The 24760-nt window shown below is 35.9% G+C and carries 18 protein-coding genes and 1 pseudogene; all 19 read left to right on the top strand.

Annotated elements, in window-relative coordinates:
* Nucleotides 1-235, top strand: a pseudogene (locus tag P9E47_RS18230) (group II intron reverse transcriptase/maturase); the annotation flags it as partial.
* A gap of 221 nt (nucleotides 236-456) precedes the next feature.
* Complete coding sequence (locus tag P9E47_RS18235) at nucleotides 457-3528, top strand: hybrid sensor histidine kinase/response regulator (RefSeq protein ID WP_003332338.1); 3072 nt, start codon at nucleotides 457-459, stop codon at nucleotides 3526-3528.
* Nucleotides 3503-4603, top strand: a complete 1101-nt coding sequence (locus P9E47_RS18240) for a response regulator (RefSeq protein ID WP_003332339.1) — start codon at nucleotides 3503-3505, stop codon at nucleotides 4601-4603. The genes P9E47_RS18235 and P9E47_RS18240 overlap by 26 nt, the downstream gene beginning before the upstream one ends.
* 138 nt (nucleotides 4604-4741) lie before the next feature.
* Complete coding sequence (locus P9E47_RS18245; protein WP_003332340.1) at nucleotides 4742-6445, top strand: Kelch repeat-containing protein; 1704 nt, start codon at nucleotides 4742-4744, stop codon at nucleotides 6443-6445.
* Nucleotides 6446-6584: 139 nt separating this feature from the next.
* Nucleotides 6585-7613: a glycosyltransferase gene (locus P9E47_RS18250; protein WP_326164276.1), complete on the top strand. Its 1029-nt coding sequence runs from the start codon at nucleotides 6585-6587 to the stop codon at nucleotides 7611-7613.
* A gap of 26 nt (nucleotides 7614-7639) precedes the next feature.
* On the top strand, nucleotides 7640-8806 hold the full coding sequence (locus P9E47_RS18255; protein WP_003332342.1) for a glycosyltransferase: 1167 nt from the start codon (nucleotides 7640-7642) through the stop codon (nucleotides 8804-8806).
* Between the two features lie 27 nt (nucleotides 8807-8833).
* Entirely contained in the window at nucleotides 8834-10612 is a 1779-nt protein-coding gene (locus P9E47_RS18260; RefSeq protein WP_003332343.1) for an ABC transporter ATP-binding protein, read from the top strand.
* Nucleotides 10609-11721 carry a glycosyltransferase family 4 protein gene (locus P9E47_RS18265; RefSeq protein WP_003332344.1) on the top strand — a complete coding sequence of 371 codons (1113 nt, stop codon included), beginning with the start codon at nucleotides 10609-10611 and terminating at the stop codon, nucleotides 11719-11721. Before P9E47_RS18260 ends, P9E47_RS18265 begins: the two co-directional genes overlap by 4 nt.
* Nucleotides 11699-12823 (top strand): glycosyltransferase family 4 protein, encoded by a 1125-nt coding sequence (locus P9E47_RS18270; protein ID WP_003332345.1) that lies wholly within the window; start codon nucleotides 11699-11701, stop codon nucleotides 12821-12823. The genes P9E47_RS18265 and P9E47_RS18270 overlap by 23 nt, the downstream gene beginning before the upstream one ends.
* 18 nt (nucleotides 12824-12841) lie before the next feature.
* Nucleotides 12842-14248 carry a sugar phosphate nucleotidyltransferase gene (locus P9E47_RS18275; protein WP_003332346.1) on the top strand — a complete coding sequence of 469 codons (1407 nt, stop codon included), beginning with the start codon at nucleotides 12842-12844 and terminating at the stop codon, nucleotides 14246-14248.
* Nucleotides 14249-14277: 29 nt separating this feature from the next.
* On the top strand, nucleotides 14278-15687 hold the full coding sequence (locus P9E47_RS18280) for an undecaprenyl-phosphate glucose phosphotransferase (RefSeq protein ID WP_003332347.1): 1410 nt from the start codon (nucleotides 14278-14280) through the stop codon (nucleotides 15685-15687).
* A gap of 30 nt (nucleotides 15688-15717) precedes the next feature.
* On the top strand, nucleotides 15718-16590 hold the full coding sequence (locus tag P9E47_RS18285; RefSeq protein WP_003332349.1) for a glycosyltransferase family 2 protein: 873 nt from the start codon (nucleotides 15718-15720) through the stop codon (nucleotides 16588-16590).
* Nucleotides 16587-17741: a glycosyltransferase family protein gene (locus P9E47_RS18290; protein WP_326164278.1), complete on the top strand. Its 1155-nt coding sequence runs from the start codon at nucleotides 16587-16589 to the stop codon at nucleotides 17739-17741. Before P9E47_RS18285 ends, P9E47_RS18290 begins: the two co-directional genes overlap by 4 nt.
* Nucleotides 17734-18669 (top strand): capsular polysaccharide synthesis protein, encoded by a 936-nt coding sequence (locus tag P9E47_RS18295; RefSeq protein WP_003332351.1) that lies wholly within the window; start codon nucleotides 17734-17736, stop codon nucleotides 18667-18669. The genes P9E47_RS18290 and P9E47_RS18295 overlap by 8 nt, the downstream gene beginning before the upstream one ends.
* An 18-nt stretch (nucleotides 18670-18687) precedes the next feature.
* Nucleotides 18688-19791 (top strand): glycosyltransferase family 4 protein, encoded by a 1104-nt coding sequence (locus P9E47_RS18300; protein ID WP_326164279.1) that lies wholly within the window; start codon nucleotides 18688-18690, stop codon nucleotides 19789-19791.
* 7 nt (nucleotides 19792-19798) lie between these two features.
* The gene (locus tag P9E47_RS18305; RefSeq protein ID WP_326164280.1) at nucleotides 19799-20302 is read left to right on the top strand and encodes a hypothetical protein; all 504 of its coding nucleotides are present in this window, start codon (nucleotides 19799-19801) and stop codon (nucleotides 20300-20302) included.
* A gap of 24 nt (nucleotides 20303-20326) precedes the next feature.
* Complete coding sequence (locus tag P9E47_RS18310) at nucleotides 20327-21937, top strand: O-antigen ligase family protein (RefSeq protein ID WP_326164282.1); 1611 nt, start codon at nucleotides 20327-20329, stop codon at nucleotides 21935-21937.
* A 184-nt stretch (nucleotides 21938-22121) separates the two neighbouring features.
* Nucleotides 22122-24395, top strand: a complete 2274-nt coding sequence (locus P9E47_RS18315) for a preprotein translocase subunit SecA (RefSeq protein ID WP_326164284.1) — start codon at nucleotides 22122-22124, stop codon at nucleotides 24393-24395.
* A complete protein-coding gene (locus tag P9E47_RS18320) occupies nucleotides 24352-24738 on the top strand; it encodes a hypothetical protein (protein ID WP_326164286.1) in 387 nt (128 codons plus the stop codon). Before P9E47_RS18315 ends, P9E47_RS18320 begins: the two co-directional genes overlap by 44 nt.
* Nucleotides 24739-24760: the final 22 nt, after the last annotated feature.

Consider the following 24760-nt stretch of genomic DNA (forward strand, 5'->3'; position numbering starts at 1 on the left):
AATGAATAGTAAATGGAATAATGCATTCTTCCTAAGTATTAAACTAATTCCTTCTTACTGGCTCTATCTAAACAAAGCATATGGATATACCAAGGAACAATATTTGACCGACATGACTAGAAAAGCCAAAAGGAATTTAAAGAACAAAATTAGTCGAACAAAAGCAAAAGGCGAGGAATACTACACTCCTCACCGACTCCAAAAGATGCAAAATGCTTGGAATGCATCCTCTTGATAAACATTATAACATATGGGTAAGCCGTATGCCTTAATAGGGCACGTACGGTTTGATAAGGGGGAAGCCTTGAAAGAGGTTTCCCTACTTTATGCTATTGTGATAGCATGCCTTTCCGCAGGTGTTGACGTTGTTGGGGAGAAAAAAATAAAAATATCATTTCTTTTGAATCTGATATAATAAATTCATCCTAAGTTGAAAATTTTGTAGAGGTAACGACAGTGAAACTTAAAATAACCACAACACTAATTCTTTTTATCATTATCGGTTTAATATTCACATCATATATTACTCCAAGTAAATCAACTGAAAATGTAGCAAAGCATGGGATTCTAAATCTGCAAGAATACGATTTTGCTCAAAATGGTCCAGTTAGGCTCGACGGAGAGTGGGAATTTGTGCCTGGGAAGTTAGTTGATTCGAGTTATTTTTTAGAAAGAAAAGCTTCGGCCTATGTTCAAGTGCCTTCACTTTGGACAAAGTACCACATAGATAATCAGTCTGTTCCGAAATTTACAAATGCAACCTATCGGCTACTTGTCAAACTACCCGCAGATGAAAATTTACTAGGTATAAAAACATCTAATATTCGTATGTCAAATGCCCTTTATGTGAATGGAGAGAAAATTGGCGGAAGTGGAATGCCTGGAGAAAGCCCATCATATAGGCCAGCCAATACTCCGTATGTTTCCTTTTTTGAAAACACGAAAGGTTATATTGAAATTATAGTGCATGTCACCAATTATCATTACGCATATGGGGGAGGAATCATTAGCTCATTATATCTGGGAGATGAGCAAAACATTCTTGAACTGCGCCAGAATGCTTTGATGTATGATTGGGTCACGATTGCCGCCTTTTTTATGGTAGGTATTTATTTTTTAGGATTTTATTTGCATTTTCGCAGAGATAAGAGTTTGTTATATTTTTCACTTTTTTGTTTTTCTGTTGTTTTATATTCATTAACCCATGGGGAGAAGGTTTTACATAGCTTATTTCCAATGATCCCATATGAAATTTTTGTAAAATTGCAATGCTCTTCAAATTTAATTAGCTTATTTTTATTGGCTTATTTTCATACCATACTTCGTTCACATTCTAATAAAAAATTCGCACAAGTATTAGCCATCATAGGGATGATATGTAGTTTATTGGTTTTGTTACCAGTTCAAATTAATTCGCAATTCCAATCGCTTTATTCTCTGTATTTTTTAGCTGTGATTCTTTATGTTTTATATGTGCAGATCAAAGCGATTTTTGCCAAAACAACAGGTGCTTTCTACTTATTTATTGGCTCAGTTACACTTATCATGTATTTTATTGTTGGGACGTTAAATGTGATGGGGAATATTGCCCTTGATATTTTGCCTCCAATTTTACCGTTCACCTATCTCTTAATGCTATCTTTGTTTATGGCACACCGGTTTGCGGATACCTATCGGAAAAATGAGGAATTATCTGAACAGCTGCTTCAGGTAGATAAATTTAAGGATGAGTTTCTTGCGAAAACATCACATGAATTTAAGACTCCTCTTCATGGAATGATTGCAATCTTACAATCTATACTAAATCCAACTAATTCTAACCTTACAACCCAACAGCAGGAAAAAATTAACTTTGTTATAGATAAAGCGAAACGTCTTTCAAGCCTGGTGAATGATGTATTGGATTTAACAAAATTAAAAAGGAAAGAATTAAATTTAGAGATCAAACCTGTTGATTTGTACTCTACTATTTTTGTAGTAATGGAGGTATTTTCCTATATGCTGCAAAAAGATATTAAGATCATAAACTCAATATCACGAGATATTTCATTTGTTCAGGCGGATGAAAATCGTTTAAGGCAAATATTATATAATTTAATTGATAACGCGATTAAATACACTGACCAGGGCACGATAGAATTAGCGGCACAGGAAAGTAATGGTAAAATTATCATATCGATTAGAGACACAGGGAGAGGAATTGCCTCCGCGGATATTAACAAAGTCTTTCATGCTTTTGAGCAGGTGGGGGATTCAAATACAGAATACCAGAGTGTTGGGCTTGGTTTAAGTATTACAAAACAACTTGTAGAACTTCAAGGGGGGCAGATTTGGGTTAGATCCACTATAGGGGAAGGATCAACGTTCAGCTTTAGCCTGCCTGCTGTAGAAAGAAATATTGAAGCGGTTAGTACTATTGAAGAATGGCACTATAAAGGACTTGAGGGTATGCAAAAATTTACAGTTCCGTATATTATTGGTGATCCCGAAGGTAAAAAAATAATGATTGTAGATGATAATCATTCAAACCTAAGAGTCTTAATAGAGGCTCTTAATTCTGAAAATTATTATATTATCGCAGTTGACAATGGAAAAGATGCATTCACTCAATTAGAACAGCACCCTGATATCGATTTAATTCTCCTAGATATTATGATGCCTGGATTAAATGGGTTTGAAGTATGCAAAAAAATAAGGGAGAAGTATTCTTTGACTGAATTACCGGTGTTAATGCTAACAGCAGCTATTTTGGCAGAAGACATGGTTGCTGGATTTCAAGCTGGCGCCAATGATTTTTTACACAAACCAATTGAATTAAATGAGCTAAAAACGAGAATGAAAAACTTAATTTTAATGAAGGATACAGCTTTGGCAGCAACAGCGATAGAAATGGCCTATTTGCAAGCACAAATTAAACCACATTTTATCTATAATGTTTTAAATTCTATTTTGTCATTGAGTTATTTGGACATCCAGAAGGCAAGAGCATTAATAACAAATTTTGCCACTTTTTTGCGGGGGAGTTTTGTTTTTACCAACACAAAGAGTCTTATCCCCATCCACAATGAAATTTCATTGGTAAAATCTTACGTCGAAATTGAGAAGGCCAGATTTCCGGAAAAATTCGACTTTGTGATCGATAGGAACATTGATTTTGATTGTTTAATACCGCCACTATTGATACAGCCCCTTGTCGAAAATGCGATTAGGCATGGCATAGGTGGAAGAAGAAATGGTGGGCAAGTCTCCTTATATATTAGAAAAAACAAAGATACCGTTACGATAAAGGTGACAGATAACGGTATAGGAATAGGCCAAGAAAAAATAAATCAAATCCTTACCCAAAAGCAAAATGAAAACAGTGGAGTAGGTTTATTAAATATTGTAAATAGAATTAAGAAATATAGCGGTGCAACTTTTTCAATTGAAAGTGAAGAACATAAAGGAACCACTGTTATGGTTATTATTCCTTATATGACAGCGACTGAAAAGGAAGATGTAAATGTTAAGAGTACTCATAATAGATGACGAAATATTAGCGATTACATTATTAGAAAAATTTATTGAAGAAATAGACGGTGTCCAAATCATTGGGAAGTATACTTGGTTTGAAGAAGGCTTAGAAAGTTTTAAGGATCTGAAACCTGACGTTGTTTTTTTAGATATTGAAATGCCAAGTCTAAATGGTATAGAGATTGCTGAACGAATTGCAATAATTGACGACTCGATCGATATTGTATTTGTTACGGCCTATGATCATTATGCCCTTGAAGCTTTTCGTGTTCATGCAGTTGACTATTTATTAAAACCAACAGATAAAGAAAGATTAAAGAGAACCTTGCATAAAATAATGAAAAGAAGAAAAATTGATTTACCTGAATTACAGGAAAACCCGACATTACATGCACAGCTCATTGGGAATTTTATATTATATGATAACAATGGACAAGTAATTAAATGGAGGACAAAGAAGGTAAAGGAATTATGTGCTTATTTATTACATCATGGGAATCCAATTCATCGAATGCAAATTATTGAAGACTTATGGCCGGATGTTCCGCTTGAAAAGGCTGGTGCACTATTACACACCACGGTCTATCAATTGCGGAAAATATTAAAATCTCATGCCTATAAGAATCCAATTTCATTTGTGGATGAACGGTATTCCATGAACATTAATATTTTGAATGATCTGGAATCCCTTATTCAAATCATTGAGAAAAAATCATTCGATGATAGAACTCTTTTGGATATTTTAGAAGTTGTTAAAAAAGGGTTTCTTGGATATGAGGATTATCAATGGTCATTTGCTCGAAAGCAGCAAATAGATCAAGAATGTAAGCAATTTTTAGAACATTATGTAAATAAGTATAATGAAGAGAAGATTAAGCCTAAACAATGGGGTGATGCTCTAGAAGCTCTTATTGAACTTGAACCTTTTGTGGAAAAGTATTATCAAGAATTAATCAAATTTTTTATAAATGATAATGAGATAAAAAAAGCTGTAGGCTTATATAAAGATTTGCAGGAGATACTGTGGAGTGAGTTAGGGGAAATACCGAATAACGAAACAAAAAGACTCGTTCAAAAATACTTGAAATAATTATTTGGATAAATCCGATCTAGGTAGTAGGTTGGATTTTTTTGTTTTTTTAATCTAAAAGTTCAGAAAATGTTCAGTAATAAGATGTATTATATTATTTAAACTGCAAAATGGATTGATTGAAAAGGAGAAATGAGAGTGAGAAAGAATAAGTTTGCTAGTTTGTTTATGATTATTGTAATGATAGTTATTTCGATCAATTTTCCTATGAATGCAAGTGCTGCATCACCTGCTTGGCAGAATAAAGCAAGTATGAATGTGGCACGCCAACTCTTAGCTTCCGCCCCGTTAGATGATCATAGGATCTTCATTACTGGCGGAAATGATGGTATGAATCATCACGCTTCTACTACGATTTATAACCTAACTACAAATACATGGAGCGCGGCAGCCAGTATGAATAAGGCACGCTTTTCCCATGCGGCTGTTAGGCTATCAGACGGAAAGATTTTAGTGATAGGGGGTAACTCTTTCGATGTCGGTGTCTTAAACTCAACCGAGACTTATAATCCTGAAACCAACACATGGGTGCAAAGTGCAGCAATGTCTGTACATCGGGCTAGTCATGCAGCTGTTACCTTGCCAAGCGGTAAGGTTATCGTGGCCGGAGGTGGGAATGATGATGGCGATTTGAACTCAACCGAGATTTATGATCCAATAACTAACACTTGGTCATCCGGTCCGGACATGGGAGCAACCAGAAAGGAACATAGCGCCGTGTTATTGGATGACGGGAGAGTGATGGTGATCGGCGGAATGGTAAATGGGGGCATGTCTAAAAGTACCGAGATCTATGATCCTGCTCTCAATAGTTGGTCAGCAGGGCCTAGTTTGCCTACATTTAGATATGTCATGGCTGCGGCTACAGCGGAGGATGGAAGAGTTTATGTAACAGGCGGATTTGACCCTAACTATATGCCACTTACTTCTGTAGCTGTTTATGATTCGGAAACGAATAGTTGGACTTTGGACAGCTCATCCACGAAAAACGGTCGACTTGGCCATACATCCTCAGCTTTCCTAAATGGAAAGACCATACTTATTGCAGGTGGTGCAGGAAATTATGGTCCTATGAATAGTACAGAAGTGCTCGAACCGAGTCTACGTACCTATCGACCTCAGGCAAGTATACCTGGAGGTGATGTACCAAAGGGAACGATGCTCACTTTGGCTTCAAAGTCGCAGGGGGCCATTATTTACTACACAACGGATGGGAGTATACCGACGACAAGCAGCACTGTTTATAGTGGACCAATCCAGATTAACCAAACAATGACTGTGAAAGCAATCGCGAAAAAGGAAGGTTGGATCGAAAGCCGCGTATGGAGTGAAAGCTACACGGCTACGGCTGCACCACCAAGTATTGACACCCAACCGACGGACCAAACGATGACAGCTTGGGAAAATGCAACTTTCACAGTAGTGGCAACTGGAGATGCACCGTTAAGCTATCAGTGGAAAAAGAATGGAAATGACCTAATAGACGGTGGTAATATTAGCGGAGCAACGACTGCAACGTTGAACATCAGAAATGTACAAGCAGAGGATGCTGGAGGCTATACAGTGGTGGTGACTAATGAGGCAGGAAATACAACATCGAATATAGCTACGCTAACGGTCAATCCTGTTGCGTATCTATTTGGAGATGGCAACGGTGATGGTCTGATTACACCTGCGGATGCATTAATAGTATATCAAGATATAGCCGGAAAAAGTCAATTAACACCTATGCAACAGGCTGCATTAGATGTAAATCTAGATGGTATAGTAGATGATAAAGATGCTCAGTTAATAATAAAAAAATATATAGGCTATATTGTATCTTTACCAGTAACCCAGTAAGCAAGTAGGGAAAACCGAAAATATATGTTTGATAGAATATGAGGCCAGCAGAAATGCTGGCTTTTTACAGGAGAATTGTTCAGAATTTGTTCAGAAGATAGTTATATAGTATAGAAGTAGTGTGGTTAGGAGAGGAAGAATGGGAAAATTAGCATTTTGTACGGTTATTACTCAAAATTATGTACCGCAAGCAATGACTTTGTATAAATCCTTAATAAAGCACAATCATGTTGCACCGTTTTATGCACTTATTATTGATGGAGAACGTTCAAATCCATTTTATGCGCAAATGCCGTTTACATGTTTATTTTTAGATGAACTTAATATAAATAATATAGAACATATGGTTATTTACTACAATGCTTTTGAGATGTGCAATGCAGTGCGGCCATCCTTAATAAAACATTTAATGACCCAATATCCTGAACAAAAGGTAATTTACTTAGATGCTGACATATTTGTGACAGGATCTTTTGAAAAAGTGGAGCAATTACTTGATGAGTGTTTGTTTAGTTTTACACCTCATATTACAGAACCTCTCCCTTTAGATGGAGGTCAGCCGGATGATTTACAGTTTCTTCAAGTTGGTCTTTATAATAGTGGGTTTTGGATGTTTAGGCATCATGAACGATCATTATCCATGCTAGGCTGGTTAATTAGTCGTTTTGAAATCTATTGTTTTGACAATTTAGAAAGACGAATGTTTTGTGATCAGAAGCTGCTACCAATGCTTATTCAGCTCAATTTAGCTGATTTCAAAAGCTTGAATGATCCAGAATTTAATATTGCTCATTGGAATTTATTTCAAAGGGACGTTTCATACTACCAAAATCGTTACTGGGTAAATGATATTCCAGTGGTCTTTTTTCATTTGAGCGGTTTTGACCCTAAAGTTCCTAATCAATTAACACATCATCTTCATAGAATGACAGATGAAAAGTTGGAATTGATGCAGCCGTTATTTCAACAATATATTCAACTACTGAATGAACATGCTTATTATAAAAATGACGCTCCATATAAGTATGCTTATGACCAAAGGACAGAACTTGAATTAACAAGTTTTCGCCGTCGTTACTATTTCGATCACCACTCATTTGATGGGGTAGAGAAAATAGAAAGGTTAAACAAAATAAAAAGTATTATTAAAGGCATTTTGAAAAGATAATTTGAATTTAGGAGAAACAGTACATTATGGAAAAAATATTATTAATTTCTCCTGTTATTCCGGATGCTAATGGTGGCGGCCGAGAAAAAAGGGCACATCAATGGGTACATAAACTTTCTAAACAATATGAAGTTAGTATTTTAATAATAAAAGAAAAAGAACTAGAGATTGAGGAAAAAGAATTATTATTAAATGGTGCGAATAATATCAATTTCGTAAAAATCCCATCTCGTTCTAAATTTATGTTGGTAAACCAGGATATTAAAAAGCTGTTAGCATTAAAGTTTGGCTGCTTTCCACTTTTTAGAGAAACTAAGAATCAGCTTGAAGAAATATATCGAGAGCAGCAATTCGATTTGATTTTATGTTTTCGCTTATATTTAAAGGAATACGCATTATTCTTAAAAAAAATAATGAATACAAAAACAATCCACCTTGATATAGATGATATCGAATCAACTACTCGTTTAAAAATTGCTAAGCTATTTTTTAAAAAATCCCAATATAAAAAAGCAATCATTCATTTCATTTCAAGTCTTTTTTTCAAAGTAGAGGAAATACGTCTTGAGACATACACTAAGCATGTATACATCTGTTCCAATGAGGACCAAAGAGTTTTGTCTAAGCAATTCCCTTCCCTCATTGTCGAAAAGCTGCCCAATCGATTATATGGAGTTCCTAATATTTTGGAAACCCCTAAGAATCCATTTCAACTATTATTTGTGGGTACACTCAGTTATTTTCCAAACGAAGAAGCTGTTTTATGGTTTATTGACAAAGTTCTCCCGAGATTAAGAAAATTGGATTCTCGGTGGGTGTTGCATGTTGTTGGTTATGGTGCGAGTGAAAGATTAAAAAAGGCTTTACTAAAACAAAAGGGTGTTATTTTTTATGGATATATAAGTTCGTTAGAAACGGTCTATAACGAGGCTGCTATTGTGATTTCACCACTGCATGCTGGTGGTGGAACAAAGCTAAAGGTTATAGAAGCAATGTGGTATGGACGGCCGATAGTTGCAACAAATGAATCTGTTCATGGGCTTGGTTTAACACCATATGTTCACTTTCTTCCAGCCGAAACAGCTGATGAATTTATCTTAGCATGCCACCAATTAACCCAAGAACCCATTCTAGTAAAAAAACTAGTTAACGCTTCCTTATCAATGATGAATGAAGAATACACATATGTTTAACAGTTTCATATTAGGTTTGCAAAGGTTGTGAGACTTCTGGAGATTTTAGCAAAATTAAAGGTTCTTTTTGATCATAAGGATAAAAAGAAATTTGGCTTATTACTTTTTTTAATGATAATTGCAGGTGTACTTGAAACCATTGGAATTGGATTTATAGTTCCTTTCATCGGAGCAGTAACAACACCTGAAATTATTACAGAAAATGTAATATTAAATTATTTATATAGGGTGCTGCAACTTACTTCAACTACCTCATTTATTATTGTATTTGCCATTGTTTTAGCGATTGTTTATTTACTAAAGAATATTTATCTTATTTTATTTTATTCGTTCCAATATAAGCTTTTATATGACAATCAAGTGAAGATGTCTCGTCATTTATTTGAGACATATTTAAAGAAGCCTTATTCATTTCAGCTACAAACAAATTCTTCTGAAATGCTAAGAAATATAAATATTGATGTTGAACGGTTATTCAACGGTGTTCTCACTCCAGTTTTTTTATTAATTTCTGAATCTATTATTTCGTGTGGAATTATTTGTTTACTATTATTCATTGCTCCACTGCCAACATTATCCTTGGCTATACTTTTAACTATAAGTATAACTCTTTTTTTAAGAGTATTTAGAAAGAAAATGGAGCTAAAAGGAAGAGTAGTTCAGCAAGCAACCGGACAGATGATTAAATGGATTAACCAAGGTTTAGGTGCAATCAAAGATGTAAAGGTAAATGGCAAAGAGCGATATTTTCTTGATCAATTCACTCTTCATAGTACTTTATTCGTGAAAGAGTCCAGGTATATTCGGGTTCTAAATCATATCCCGAGAATGTTTATTGAAACGATAGTGGTTGTCATTATTTTGTTAGTAATCGTAATGTTGCTCCTCATGAATGGGCAGAATATGTATGCACTTTTAACTACAATGGCGTTATTTGCGATGGCAGCATTCCGCCTAATGCCATCTGCTAATAAAATAGTGGGAGCTCTCTCTTCGATTCGTTATCATTATTCCGCTTTAGAAGCCATCTATCAAGATTTGAACAGTACAGTTGAAAGGTGTTTAACTGGAGATTCAACAGAAATAAACTCATTTCATGAAAAATGGTTTTCTCAAGAAATAAACTTAGAAAATATTTCTTTTTCTTACATTCAAACTGGTATTCCTTGTATTAATGGAATTTCTTTGACCATTCCTGTTGGTCAGTCCATTGCTATCATTGGAAAATCAGGTTCCGGTAAAACGACTCTCGTTGATTTGATGCTAGGTCTGTACCAGCCTGATCAAGGAAATATATATATCGACGGGAAAAGTCTCAAGGATGTACTTCCAATTTGGAAAAGGAAGGTTGGTTATATTCCACAAACTATTTATCTATCAGATGATACAATTTTACGAAATGTAGCATTCGGAATAGAGGATCGATTCATTGATCGCGAACAAGTATGGAAGGTTCTCGAGGTTGCGCAATTAAAAGAATTTGTTCAACAGTTACCTGATCAGCTTGAGACTAGTATTGGTGAGCAAGGTGTACGACTTTCTGGTGGACAACGGCAGCGTATTGGGATAGCGCGTGCCCTGTACCATAACCCTGAAATACTTTTTATGGATGAGGCTACTTCTGCATTGGATAACGAAACTGAAAAAGAAATAATAACAGCAGTTGATCAATTAAAAGGTGAAAAAACATTAATAATCATAGCTCATCGTCTTACGACAATAGAAAATTGTGATATCGTCATCGAAATTGAAGAAGGAAGGGTAAAAAAGGTATCAAGAAGGAAAATGACGGAGAATGTAATATGAAAATCCCCATTTATTTTAATGCTAGATTTTTAACACAAGCTGTAACTGGAGTACAAAGATATGCAGAGGAGTTCGTGTATGCACTCGATTCATTAATTGAAAATAAAGTTATAAACACAGAAGAGTATCAACTTATTATGCTTTCGCCAAAAAATATTAAAAGAGAAATAAACGTAAAGCATATTCAGCTTCAAATTGTAGGGAAGCTTTCAGGTCATCTATGGGAACAGCTTGAACTTCCGTTTTATTCTGCTAAAGGACTGCTGGTTAATTTGTGCAATACAGGACCAGTTCTAAATTGGAGACAAGTTGTTGCTATACATGATCTAGCAATTAAACGGCATCCTGAAGCATTCTCAAGCTTATTCCGTATTTGGTATTTGGTATTATTTAATATTTTGACGAGAAGTTCGAAGCTAGTCATTACAAACTCTAATTTTTCAAAACAAGAACTTATGGAGGTTTTTCCACTAAGACAGGAAAAAGTGAAAGTAAGTTATTTAGGGTGTGAACATGTATTAAGAGTAAATAGTAATGAGGATATTATCAGTAAGTTAAATCTAGATAACAAACAATATATTTTGTCTGTAAGTACGCTTAATCCATTGAAGAATTTTCAATTAACGATCTCGGCATTAGATGTTCTAAAGGACCAAAATGTTTACTTGGTTATAGCCGGTGGCGTAAATGACAATATCTTTGAACCTGCCAAGTTAGAAATCAATCGTAACATTATTTATGCAGGATATGTTGATGAACCAGAATTAAGGGCCCTTTATGAAAAGGCAATCTGCTTTGTCTATCCTTCCATTTATGAAGGTTTTGGTCTGCCGCCACTCGAAGCGATGAGCTTGGGATGTCCAGTTATTACATCTACAGCTGCATCGTTACCAGAAATATGTGGAGATAGTGCTCTCTATTGTGACCCGAGTGATTACTATAGCTTAGCCGATCAAATTAAGAGAGTAATGAGCGACGAGAAGTTGAGAAATACCTTAATTGATAAGGGGAAAGAGCGGGCTAGGGCTTTTCGTTGGCAGGCTTGTGTGAAACAAATTTTTGATGCAGTTAAGAAGGTGCTAGATGATGAGAATCGCAATCGTTCATGATTGGTTAACAATTAATTCTGGGTCTGAACGTGTTTTAGAACAATTACTAATGATGTTTCCTCAAGCTGATATCTATACGGTAGTCGATTTCATGGAAGAAAAAGAAAGAGGCTTCTTAGCAGGACATTCCATTTACACAACTTTTTTACAAGACCTTCCGTTTGCAAAAAAGTCTTATAGAAATTATTTGCCATTGATGCCAATCGCAGTAGAACAATTGGATTTGTCAACTTATGATCTCGTTTTGTCTAGTTCTCATGCAGTTGCAAAAGGTGTTATTACTGGACCAGACCAGCTGCATATTTCATATATTCATTCGCCCATTCGATATGCATGGGATCTCCAACATCAATATTTAATACAGTCTGGACTTCACAAAGGAATAAAAGGAATCTTCACAAAATGGCTGCTTCATTATATAAGAATGTGGGATGTACGAACAGCAAACGGAGTAGATCATTTTGTTGCCAATTCAGAATATATAAGCAGGAGAATTAACAAGGTATATAATCGTACATCAGATGTTATTTATCCGCCGGTGTCTATCGAAAAATGTGAATTCAATCCTAAGAAAGAAGATTTCTATTTAACGGTTTCCCGATTTGTTCCTTATAAGAGGATGGACTTAATTGTAGAAGCGTTTACCGAAATGAATGAAAAGAAACTAATCGTAATTGGAGATGGACCTACTTATAAGAAAGTAAGGGAGAAAGCCGGGGGAAATGTTGAGTTTTTAGGCTATCAGCCGAATAGCATTGTACAAACTTATATGCAACGGGCGAAGGCGTTTGTCTTTGCTGCAGAAGAGGATTTTGGGATTACTCTTGTGGAGGCGCAAGCTTGTGGAACACCCGTTATTGCATTTGGAAAAGGTGGAGCCCTAGAGACAGTTAATGGGATCAATGCCGAAAGAATAACGGGGCTTTTTTATTATAAACAGACAAAAGAAGCCCTAATTGAGGCTGTACGACAGTTTGAGGGGATTTATAGGACCTTCAACCCCTATTTGATACGTGAACATGTGTCAAGGTTTTCAGCAGAAAGATTTCGGTCGGAAATGAAACAATTTATCGAACAAAAATTAGTAGAGTTTAATAAATAGTAGAGGAGAGACCACTTTATGCAGGTAGTCTTACTTTCTGGAGGTTCAGGGAAACGCTTATGGCCCTTGTCCAATGAGACTCGTTCTAAACAATTTTTAAAGGTGCTCCAAGATTCAGAAGGAAAAAATATTTCAATGGTGCAAAGGGTGTGGGGGCAGTTAATTAATGTAGGTCTTGCTTCTCAAACGATTATTGCCACAAGTAAATCGCAGGTTGATATCTTACAAAATCAATTGTCGGTAGGACCTAATTCATTAGTTATTGAACCTTCACGCCGAGATACATTTGCCGCAATCGCTCTTGCGTCTACCTATTTATATTCAGTGAAAGGAATCTGTCCAGATGAGGTAGTCATAGTTCTACCCGTTGATGCGTTTGTAGAAAATAGTTTTTTTGAGAGAATGAAAGAATTGGAAGACATTATACTGCATTCAAATGCTAACTTGGCATTATTGGGAGTAAAGCCGACCTACTCTTCAACCAAATACGGATATATTATTCCTGAAAAAGTTTTTCATAATGATTCTGCGATTCCTTTTCTAGCTTCTGAATTTATAGAGAAACCAAATGAGTCTACTGCAGAAAGATTAATTGAGAAAGGTGCATTATGGAATTGTGGTGTCTTTGCTTTTAAGTTAAGTTATCTTCAATCTATTTTACAAGAAAACAATTTACCTATTCATTACAATGAACTATTAAAACAATATAATGAAATACCTTGTACTAGTTTTGATTATGCAGTGGTGGAAAAAGAGAATAAAATTGCCACTCTTCCGTACGAAGAAGATTGGAAGGACATTGGCACCTGGAATACCTTAACAGAGGAAATGAATTCAAAGATTATTGGCAAAGGAAATGTATCCCAGGATTCAGTTAATACCCATTTAATAAATGAGTTGGATATTCCAATAGCTATATTAGGTATAACGGATGCAATAGTAGCAGCGAGTCCAGATGGGATCTTAGTTTCAAGTAAAGCAAAAAGTTCAAATATTAAATCAATGACAGAGTGCTTTGATGATCGTCCAATGTATGAAGAACGGCGTTGGGGATGGTATAAGGTGCTAGATTATGTCAAGTTTGATGATGGAAATGAAGTTATAACGAAACGGCTTTGTATTGCGAAGGGAAAAAATATTAGCTATCAGATTCACTTGAAACGGAGTGAGGTTTGGACTGTTGTAAAAGGAACAGGAGAATTCATCAAAGATGACGAGCTTATGATCGTAGGGAATGGCGATGTATTAGTAATCCCAATTGGGACTAAACACGGAATAAAAGCCATTACGGATTTAGAAATTATTGAGGTTCAGTCTGGATCTGAATTAAGCGAGGACGATATTGTTCGTTACTGCGAAACATGGGATGAGATTAAAGCTCACTATAATGAGTTGCACGAAGTTTCATATGTTCGAGTAGAATAAGAGTTGGTTTCTAATGACAGGTGATTCATATGATAAGAGGAAATGAAAAATTTATAATAAAAATATTCAATTGTTGTGATTTTATTGCCATTCAAATTGCTTTTCTTTGTACATGGTGGCTAAAATTTATGGCTTTTAATGTTGGCGATAGAGGTCACATTTCGTTTGAAATATATCTATTTTGGAGTATTGTCTACGGTATTTTCTCTGTTTTTGTTTCTTATTTCATGACGCTTTATTCATCGCAAAGTAGAAGGTTATCCTTTTTAAAAGAATTTTCTACAATCTTTAAAGTACATTTTGTAAGTATTGTTTGTCTACAAAGCTTTTTGTTTGTTTTTAGGGTTATTGATTTTTCACGAAGCTTTCTCTTCCTTTATTTTATAAATATTATTCTAGTCGTTACATTGTATCGTTTTTTACTTAAGTTAACATTGAAGTATTTTCGTGCAAGAGGGTACAATAAGCGGTTTATATTAATTATTGGAGCAGGAGAGCTAGCGATAAAATATTATCATCAAGTTAGGAATCATCCGCAAATAGGTTTAGAGGTAATAGGCTTTCTTGATGACTTCAAGCAGGAACATGAAAAGGATCATAGAGGTATGACTGAAATAATAGGAAAAATCAATGACCTTTCTCTGATCTTAGAGGAGCGGATCGTTGATGAAGTTGTCGTTGCCCTTCCATTACATGCATATGAGAAATATGAGTATATTGTTCAGATTTGTGAAAAAAATGGAGTGAGGTTATTCATTATTCCAGGCTTACATACGATATTTCCGGCTCGTCCCCATGTTGAAATGCTCGGAGATATTCCACTTGTTACCATTCGGGATATCCCGTTAGACGAATTAAGGAATAGTATTCTGAAACGATTATTCGATATATTATTTTCAATATTCGCAATAGTAGGGACATTCCCCCTCATGGCTATCATTGCAGTCATTATTAAATTAACCTCAAGGGGTCCACTAATTTTTAAACAAGAGCGGATAGGGAAGAATCGTCGTCCTTTTATGATGTATAAGTTCCGGTCAATGAAACAACAGACCTCGGAAGCATCAAATACAGAATGGACAACTAAGGATGATCCACGTAAGACAAAATTTGGAGCGTTTTTACGAAAGACGAGCCTAGACGAGCTCCCTCAATTTTTTAATGTACTAAAAGGAGATATGAGCATTGTTGGACCTAGGCCGGAACGACCGTATTTTGTTGAACAATTTAAGGAACAAATACCAAAGTATATGGTGAAGCACCATGTCCGACCTGGTATTACAGGTTGGGCCCAAGTCAATGGCCTACGTGGAGATACCTCTATTAGCAAGCGAATTATCTATGATATTTTTTACATTGAAAATTGGACGTTTGTATTTGATTTGAAGATCATTATTAAAACCTTTATAAATGGATTAATAAGTAAAAATGCCTATTAATCTATTAAAATTATTCCTAGGTGGGTTCATGTGTCTGAAAAAATATTTTTATCGATCATTGTTGCAACTATTGGTAGGGAAGTTGAGTTAGAAAATTTCTTGAATTCCGTTGAAAAAATAGATGATAAAGACGCTATAGAAGTAATTATTGTAGATCAAAACGAAGATATGCGACTAGTGCCGATTGTCAATCGGTTTCAAAACCAGCTGAATATAAAGCATCTTAAATATAACGAAAAGCATGCCAATAAAGCAAGAAATTATGGAGCTAGCTGTGCCTTAGGGGAATGGTTTGGATTTGCAGATGATGATTGTGCCTATCATCTACACACTATTTCGGAGTTAAAAAAAACAATTAGTGAACAGCAGCCCCAAATTATATTAGGCGCTGTTGTTGATATAGAGGGGCAATTATTTGGGAGGTCGGCCAAAAAACAGGCGACTCTTACAAAATGGACAATTCTTGGCAAGGTATTTGAAACGAATATGTATATTGAAAAAGACATATTTAATCAAATTGGGGGTTTTAGTAATAAATTTGGGCCTGGTTCCCCCTATTTCTCTGAAGAAGGCTTAGAACTAATACTAAGAGCTGGATTATCTGGATTTAGCCGCAAGAAGGTAAAAATCTATTATAACGAGGTAATTGCTGTTACCCATCCACGTTCCAATGGAAATAGGAATATCATTTCAGAAAAAATATATCACTATTCAATTGGAACAGGAGCAGTTTTAGCTAAATACTTGAGTATCTGGTCACTAATCATGTTGATTGGATTTGCAATTGTACACATAAAGAAACGTATCTTATATAAAGGTTTCGAAAAGGAATTAGCGGTAATTAGGTTTAGAGGAATTATGATGGGCTTTACGACTTATTTAAAGAGGAAGAGAAAGTTATGAGTTTTTCGATTAAATACATTGGATTTGATGAATCGACTGGATACGGAGTGTCTGCAGCTAATTTTGTAAAAGCACTTCAAAAGGAAAATATTGATGTCACTTTTTTGAAAATTATTCCAGGTAATGTTGAACATGGTGGCAATTATGGAAATGGACTGCCACAGAATGATAAAAACTATCAACTGGTGATTATTCATCTAGTACCTGAATATTATCCATATTCGTTTAAGCATGAAAAAGCTAATGATGCCAATTGCAAAGTATGGGGATATACAACATGGGAGACAGATAAAATCCCCGGTCATTGGCCTGAACTCCTTAATCAAATGGATGGTATTTTTGTTCCAAGTCATTGGAATAAAAATATTTTTCGGAAATGTGGAGTGAAAACTAGGATTGAAGTTCTTCCGCATATCTCTGAATTTGAAGGGAATTGCTCAACAAACATTTCAAACAAGGAGCTTCAATCTGTTCTAGATGAAGTAGGTAATCGTTTTCTGTTTTACAGCATTGGGGTTTGGAGTGAAAGGAAAGCCCCATGGTTATTATTACAGGCTTTTACAGAGGAATTTACAGAAAAGGATCATGTGGCTCTAATTTTAAAGACTGGTAAGGAAGATTGGGTGAATTATCGAAGGAGATGGCAACGATTATTTCGAAAAGAGGTAGGTTCTGCATCAGTAGCCTTTCAAAGGACTGTTCATTCCAATCAGCCACATGGAAATATTTATCATATCGACAATAAGTTAAACGAAGATGATATGGCTAATCTTCATAAAAGAGGAGATTGCTTTATTTCATTTACCCGCGGAGAAGGCTGGGGAATGGGTTCTTATGAAGCGGCTTGGTTCGGAAAAGCAGTCGCCATCACTCCATACGGTGGTGTAATTGATTATTTACCAAAGGAATATGCCTATTTGTTCGATTATCGTCTTATTCCTGTCAACTGTAACTATGGAAAGGCCTCCTATAGCGCTGACCAAAATTGGGCAGACGTAATACTGGAGGATGCCAAAAGGAAAATGCGCTATTTATTTGAAAATAGCCAGGAGCGTAAAAACAAAGGGGGATTATTAAGAGATTATATGATGCGAAATTACAATTCAACCCATATTGTCAAACAGTTTATGGAGGTATTTACAAATGGCTAAGGTGCCTAATATTTTTCATTTTGTATTTGGTTTGCGTCCCCAAAAGGAACCCTTTCATTTTGCGTATTACATGTGCTTAGTATCTTGTCTAGTAGTCAACAAACCTGAAAAAATATATTTCCATTACAAGCATTTGCCATATGGAAAATGGTGGGATCGAATCCGTCCTTATTTAAACTTAAATCAAATAGAAGAGGATTCTTTTATTGGCTCCTATCAATATAAAAATAAAGAGCTTGAAAAATATCGCTATGCCCATCTTTCTGATATTACAAGGTTGGAAATTCTTTTGGAATATGGTGGCGTTTATGCCGATATAGATACATTATTTGTAAATAAGCTTCCTGCTGAATTTTTTGATAAATCCTTCATAATGGGAAAGGAAAGAGTTAATTGGAGTGAAAAGTCTGCGGAAAAAGCAGGAGGATCATTATGTAATGCTTGGATTTTGTCAGAGAAAAATTCAAGCTTTGCGAGAAGATGGCTTGATCAGATTTATGAAGCGTTTGATGGATCATGGAGCAATCACTCCACTTTTTTGCCTTATTTTCTAAGCCAACAGTATCCAAATGAAATTCAAGTCGAACCGGAGCGATCATTTTTTCATTTTGACTGGAGCAAGCAAGGAATTACAAATATATTTCTAAAGCAACAAAAAGATTTATCGCAAATTTACAGCATTCATCTTTGGAGCCATTTATGGTGGGAGAAAGATAGAATCGATAATACTTATTTTCATAATGAAAGATTAACCCCAAATTATGTTGCTTTTGCAAAAACAACATACGCTGATATAGCTAAGCCATTTTTACCAGCTGATATTCAAATTGATAAAATGAAGTTTTATTTGGAAACCATAAAATGGTCTATTGAAAATAAAATGCTATTAGCAGGAAATTTAGGAAAGAGGCTTATTCAGAAAGTATAGGGAAGGGGGATTTTTTTCTTGAAATTGTTAGTAGATCCCGAAATATTTTTCTATGGCAGATGTGGCATGGTGCGTTATTATAGTATGCTGGCTCAGCAGCTTAGAGAGGCAGGAATAGAAGTGACCATTCCGCTTTACCTTTCTAATAGTGATTTTATTGATGGACGTTTTCAGAAACTCTATCATTGTATTTTTAATAGGTCAAGAAATTTTATAGTAAATAGAGTTAATAGACTATCAAAGAAATGGTATTACAAATGTATCGAAGAAAATGACTATGATGTTCTGATGATCACCTCTCCTGTTTTTGAAGACGTTTTTTTGGAGTATCTTCATTCGAACAAGCCGTTCATTATGGTTGTTCACGATACAATGAGATGTGTACTTGGTCCAGATGGTTTATATGATCCATCTGGTGCGAATGCTGATCGACTTGCTTATTTAGCTAGAAGAGCGACGAAAGTGATTTGTATTTCAAATAAAACGAAAGCAGATTTAATAAAACTTACACCTATCGATTCAGAAAAGTTAGTAGTGATTCATACTGGTAATCTATTAAATTCGTCAATGGAGGCTATTTCTCCAAAAGTATTACCAGAAAGGTATTTATTGTTTGTAGGAGATCGAACGGGGAGAAAAAATTTTCGGTTCTTTATCCGTGCGATTAGTGGTTGGTTAGAAAAACAAGAAAAGCTGGTTATGGTTTGTACGGGAAGTAGTACGAAATGGGAGCAGGATTTACTAAAAAGCCTACATATAGAGGATAAAGTATTGTACGTGGAAGCGCCTGATTCTATTTTAGTTTACTTATATAAAAATGCTGTTGCATTAGTATATCCTTCACTATATGAAGGCTTTGGTTTGCCGGTACTAGAGGCAATGTCCTTAGGATGTCCGGTAGTGACTTCAGAGATGGAGGCATTAATGGAGGTTGGCGGGGATGCAGTGATGTATATAGATCCCTATAGTGAAAGTTCTATTCTTAAAGGAGTTCAATCCATAGTTGAGAATCAGGAAACAGCATTGGCGTTGAAAAGTAAAGGTCTGAGTATGGCAGAACAATTCACTATTCAGCGAATGGTGCATTCATTTAAGCAAGAAATCTTAGCGTGTGTGGAGTGAGGAGCAATTGAGGAAATTTAATATTTCAAATCAATGGCGAAGTTTAATGGTTTATGTTCTCCTTATTTCAATGTTATTCATCTTAATAACAACTTATAGACATGGAGAAAAGCAGGATGCCGGGTATTATCAGGAAAGTGCCCAATACGAGTATGCTGTCAAGCTATTATCTGAAGAAAAAGGTGAAGAAGCGGTCAAGCTTCTCAGACAATTGGTAAATGGAAGACATGGAGATAGCTACGAAGTTATATGGAAATATGGGATGGCCTGCGCAATTACTGAAGACTATCCAATGGCGATAGAACAATTATTAAAGGCACAAGAAATAAGACCTGCGCTTATTACGAATGGCTTATACATGGTTCAATTCGGAGAGGTTTTAGCGCGAAACAAAGACTACCAAAATGCTGAGTTGTATTTACAAAAAGCACTTGAATTAAATCTTCCTGAGGAACTTCGTTCAGGAGCTGAGGAACTTTTAAAACAAATTCAAAAAATCAAAAAGCAATAGATAGGGAGAAAGCAGGAATTTACTGTGAATAATCACGTATTCAATCATGATATATTTCAACAGAATAGTAAATTAGATCGAATCATTATATTAATTTTATTATCTATCTTTATCATTGTACCGTTGATTGTACGACTTCATGTAATGGATTTTGCAAGCCCTTTGATTAGTCGTTCGATCTTAAATTCAGGTACTAAAGGTGATTTTTATTCCTATTATAAATTTCTTTATTTAATGGGAGCCACTTGTTTGATCAGCTTTTTATTTGTTTTTAGAATGGCCTTTTGGAGCTATCCGGTAAAGGAAAGCTACATTAATATTCCAGTGGCAATTTTATTCGTTATCATTGGACTTTCAGCGGCACTGGCTCCATATAAAACGCTTGCCTTATTTGGTGAATATAACCGCCTCGATGGAACATTAACCTATATCGCCTGTTTGACCTTGTTTTTTATTGCAGCCAATTTGAAATATTCTAATCAATATATCTATGCTTTTATTTATGCATTATATCCGTTTACGATATTGAATGGAATCATTGGCATTGTCACTTTTTATGGTATGGATTTGCTGCAAATCGATTTTATTCATGCGCTGATATTTCCTGCAGATTTAGGAGATGTCAAAATAACAGAAGGATCAAGCTTTCAATCTACCATTAACCATCCGAACTATATAAGCGGCATTTCTGCCGTGTTGATTATGACATTTCTAACACTGGCGATGTTTGAGCCTAAGCGAATTCGGGCATTTATTCATTTTTGTATGGCGGTCATTTCGACGATGCTGTTATTTACATCGATGTCGACAAGTGGTTTTTTAACGATTGTCGTTCTATTTCCACTTTTAATGTTGGTTCTTTATTTTCAGAAAAAGAAACGTCAAGGAATTCTAGCAGTTGGATCATTTCTAATTTGTTTAGTTGTATTGTTAGTAACCATGAGTTCGCATAATTATCGTGTATGGGACAATAGTGTTGGTTTTTTTGTTTCTACTAACCCATTTAATGGTGATTCAATTAGCCTTGCAACGATTGCTTATGCGGAAACAGCAGATGAGCAGGAGCAAGGAAAAAAGGTGGACATTCCTCCTTTACCGATATTGCCAGAGTCCGGTGCTGCGCCAGGTACAGGCCGGCTGTACATTTGGGAAAAAACGGTTGAACTAATTAAAGAAAGGCCGTTCTTAGGCTATGGTATCGACACACTTGCCTATCATTTTCCACAAAATGATGTCGGGATTATCTCTGGTCTGGAAAGTAGTGATATCGTAGTCGATAAACCACATAATTTGTATATTGGACTTGCCTTTGGCTCAGGAATGATTGCATTACTGGCGTTTCTTGCATTGTTAGTCATGCATTTATGGAAATATTGTAAAGTTTTATGGAGAGTTCAATTACAAGACCAGTCATCCATATTATTAATGACTTTATTTATGGGCTGGATGGCCTATATAATCCAAGCTCTGTTTAATGATTCTATTATTGGAACTTCCCCAATCTTTTTTATTTTATTTGGAGTAGGTGTTTCCTATATTCAACAATATATAGAGAAAAGTAATCAAGTTGACGAAGATTATGAATCTTTATTTACAACTGCAGAAACAAATGAAAATGACCAGTGCCATGCCTGAAATGGTTCTGGTCATTTTTGTTCAGAAATTGTTCAGTATCATTGTATATACTAAATTTACTATGAAAATTTTAGGCATTTTGTCTTAGATAGGAAGTAATATTGGGGGGCATGTAGACTACTAGATTTCTTTTATCATTTTTTATACTTTTCCCGATAATTAATACAGAAAGTAGGATAAATGGATGGTAAAGAAAAAATTTAAATCATATATTGCTGAAAAAAATAACACCAAAACCCTTCAGTTCGTCCAAGTGATTAATGAATTACATGGAAACTATCAATCTTTATCTGATGACCAATTGCGAACTGTATTTATTCAGTTAAGAGAGAAAAAAGTGCGTGATGAAAAGTTCCGTTGTTATTTATTTGCTTTAGTGAAAGAAGTGATTTGGCGAGTTTTCCAAATTGATTTACATAATGTTCAGCTGATGGCGGGCTGGGTGCTTGCGGATGGAAAGATTGCAGAAATGGCGACGGGAGAAGGTAAAACAATTATGTCTGTTCTTCCTGCTATTTGGTACAACGTATTAGGCAAAAAGGTTCATGTGATGACAGTGAATGAATATTTGGCAAAAAGAGATTATGAACAAATGGGAAAGGTGTTTCGGTTTTTAGGAATTACGGTTGGTTTGAATTTATCTGAAATGCAGCTTTTTGAGAAAAAACAAGCCTATATGCAGGATGTGACTTATGGTGTGTGCAATGAATTTGGCTTTGATTATTTGCGCGATCATATTGCTAAAGACAGGCTGCTAATGGTACAGCCTGCTCTCCAAGTTGCCATCGTTGATGAAGTGGACAGCATTTTAATTGATGAAGCAAAGACGCCACTGATCATTTCTGAAAAGCAAAAAGCTCCGCCGGATATCTATTCCGTTTGCTCGAAGCTTGTTGCGAAAATGGAGAAGGAAAAGGACTATGAACTGGATTTAAGGACAAACCAAGTGATTTTTACACCAGCGGCGATTAGGAAGCTGGAAGCTGTATTAATGATTAATAATTTATATGATGGTGAACATGCTCCAATCTTTCATTTTTTGCTGCAAAGCTTAAAAGCCCATGTATTTTTGAAAAAAGATGAGCATTACATTGTTGATGAAGATAAAATTCAGCTGATCGATCCATTTACAGGCCGGATTTTAGAAGGCAGACAATATAATGACGGACTGCATCAAGCGATTGAGGCGAAGGAAGGTCTGATCTTAAGTGAAGAAAATCGTGTGAAAGCAACGATAACGATTCAAAAGCTATTTAGTTTATACGAAACAGTTGTTGGCATGACGGGAACGATTCAGGTGGAGGAAGGAGAAATTCATGACTTGTATGGCATTGAAATAGCGGTCATTCCAACGCACAAGCCAGTCATCCGTGAAGATGTAGACGACCAAATCTTTGCAACGAAACTAGAAAAATATGAAGCAGTTTTAGCAGAAATAAAGGCAAGCCATAAATGTGGACAACCAGTGCTGGTCGGTACGACTTCAGTCGCCCAGTCTGAGCATATTGCAGACTTGCTTACGAAAGCAGGCCTTCCTCATCAACTCCTCAATGCCAAAACAGAAAAGGAAGAAGCAGCGATGATCGCCAGAGCAGGAGAAAAAGGTATGATTACGATTGCTACCAATATGGCCGGTCGGGGAACGGATATTGTTTTAGGTGAAGGTGTTGCTGATGTAGGCGGCTTGTATGTAATCGGTACAGAAAAGCATGAAAGCAGACGAATTGACCGTCAGCTCCGTGGACGAGCAGGCAGACAAGGCGACCCGGGAAAATCAAAGTTTTTCTTGTCATGGGAAGATGAATTGATGGTCCGCTTTGCCGGAGAGAGAACTGAAAAATGGAAAAAAAGTGTCAAAAACAATGATTTATTTGAAAAGATTCAAAAAGAAGTCGAAGAGCAAAACTTTGCGATTCGCACGATTGTCTTTTTACTGGATTCCGTGATTCATGATCAACGCAATCTTTTTTACAACCATCGCCGCCAAGTGCTTGTAGGTGAGGAGTGGCTGGAAACCGCGCAAAACCACATTGCTGCTTATTTAGAAAATACGCTGCCAACTAAGGATAATCCAAAGGTGGATGAGATTATCGGTGGAGAGTATGGGGATTATTATGAACAGTTCGAGTTGGTGCAAAAAGAAAAGGAACTTTGGCGTGAACGGGTTAAAAAGCTCTCACCGCTTCAACAAAGGCAGCTCCTCCAACTATATATAGGGCTGATTGATGAAGGCTGGGCTGTCCATTTAGATACAATCCACCATTTGAAACAAAGCCTGCACTCCCGTGTCTATGAACAGCGTGACCCGATACTGATTTTTCACGATGAAGCATGGAAGCTCTATAAAGCGATGGAGGAACAAGTAAGAGAAGCGTTGTTTCATAGCTTGAAAGAATTATGGGAGGAGGGGGACGATGAAACAAACATTATGGGACCGCTTGCGTACCAAGCTATTTAAAAATGATGAAAAAATAATGGAAGAGCCTGAGGAACCGCAGCCAGAAGAAATAACCCAAACGATTGAAATCATTACTTTACAGGAGCAACTGGGGATTTTCCAGCAGGTTGATCAATATATGAAAGAATACACACCCAAGTATGCCCTTGCTTCTCATGATTATGAAAAGGGCTTTGCCATGAAAAACGACGTCTTTGTCTCAACAGCGGGAGAAGACCCGATTTCAAGATGTAATCTAGAAGTGTTCTACCAACAAGCAGGGACAACAACCAAGGCTGTAACCTATCTCGTCAGCCTAATCAAATTTGGAGGTGATGAGTGGAAAGTATTTCAGGTGAAGTAGTCATTTCTAAATAATGAATTAA

Source organism: Schinkia azotoformans, assembly GCF_035811335.1.
GTDB classification, from domain to species: Bacteria; Bacillota; Bacilli; order Bacillales; family Bacillaceae_J; genus Schinkia; species Schinkia azotoformans.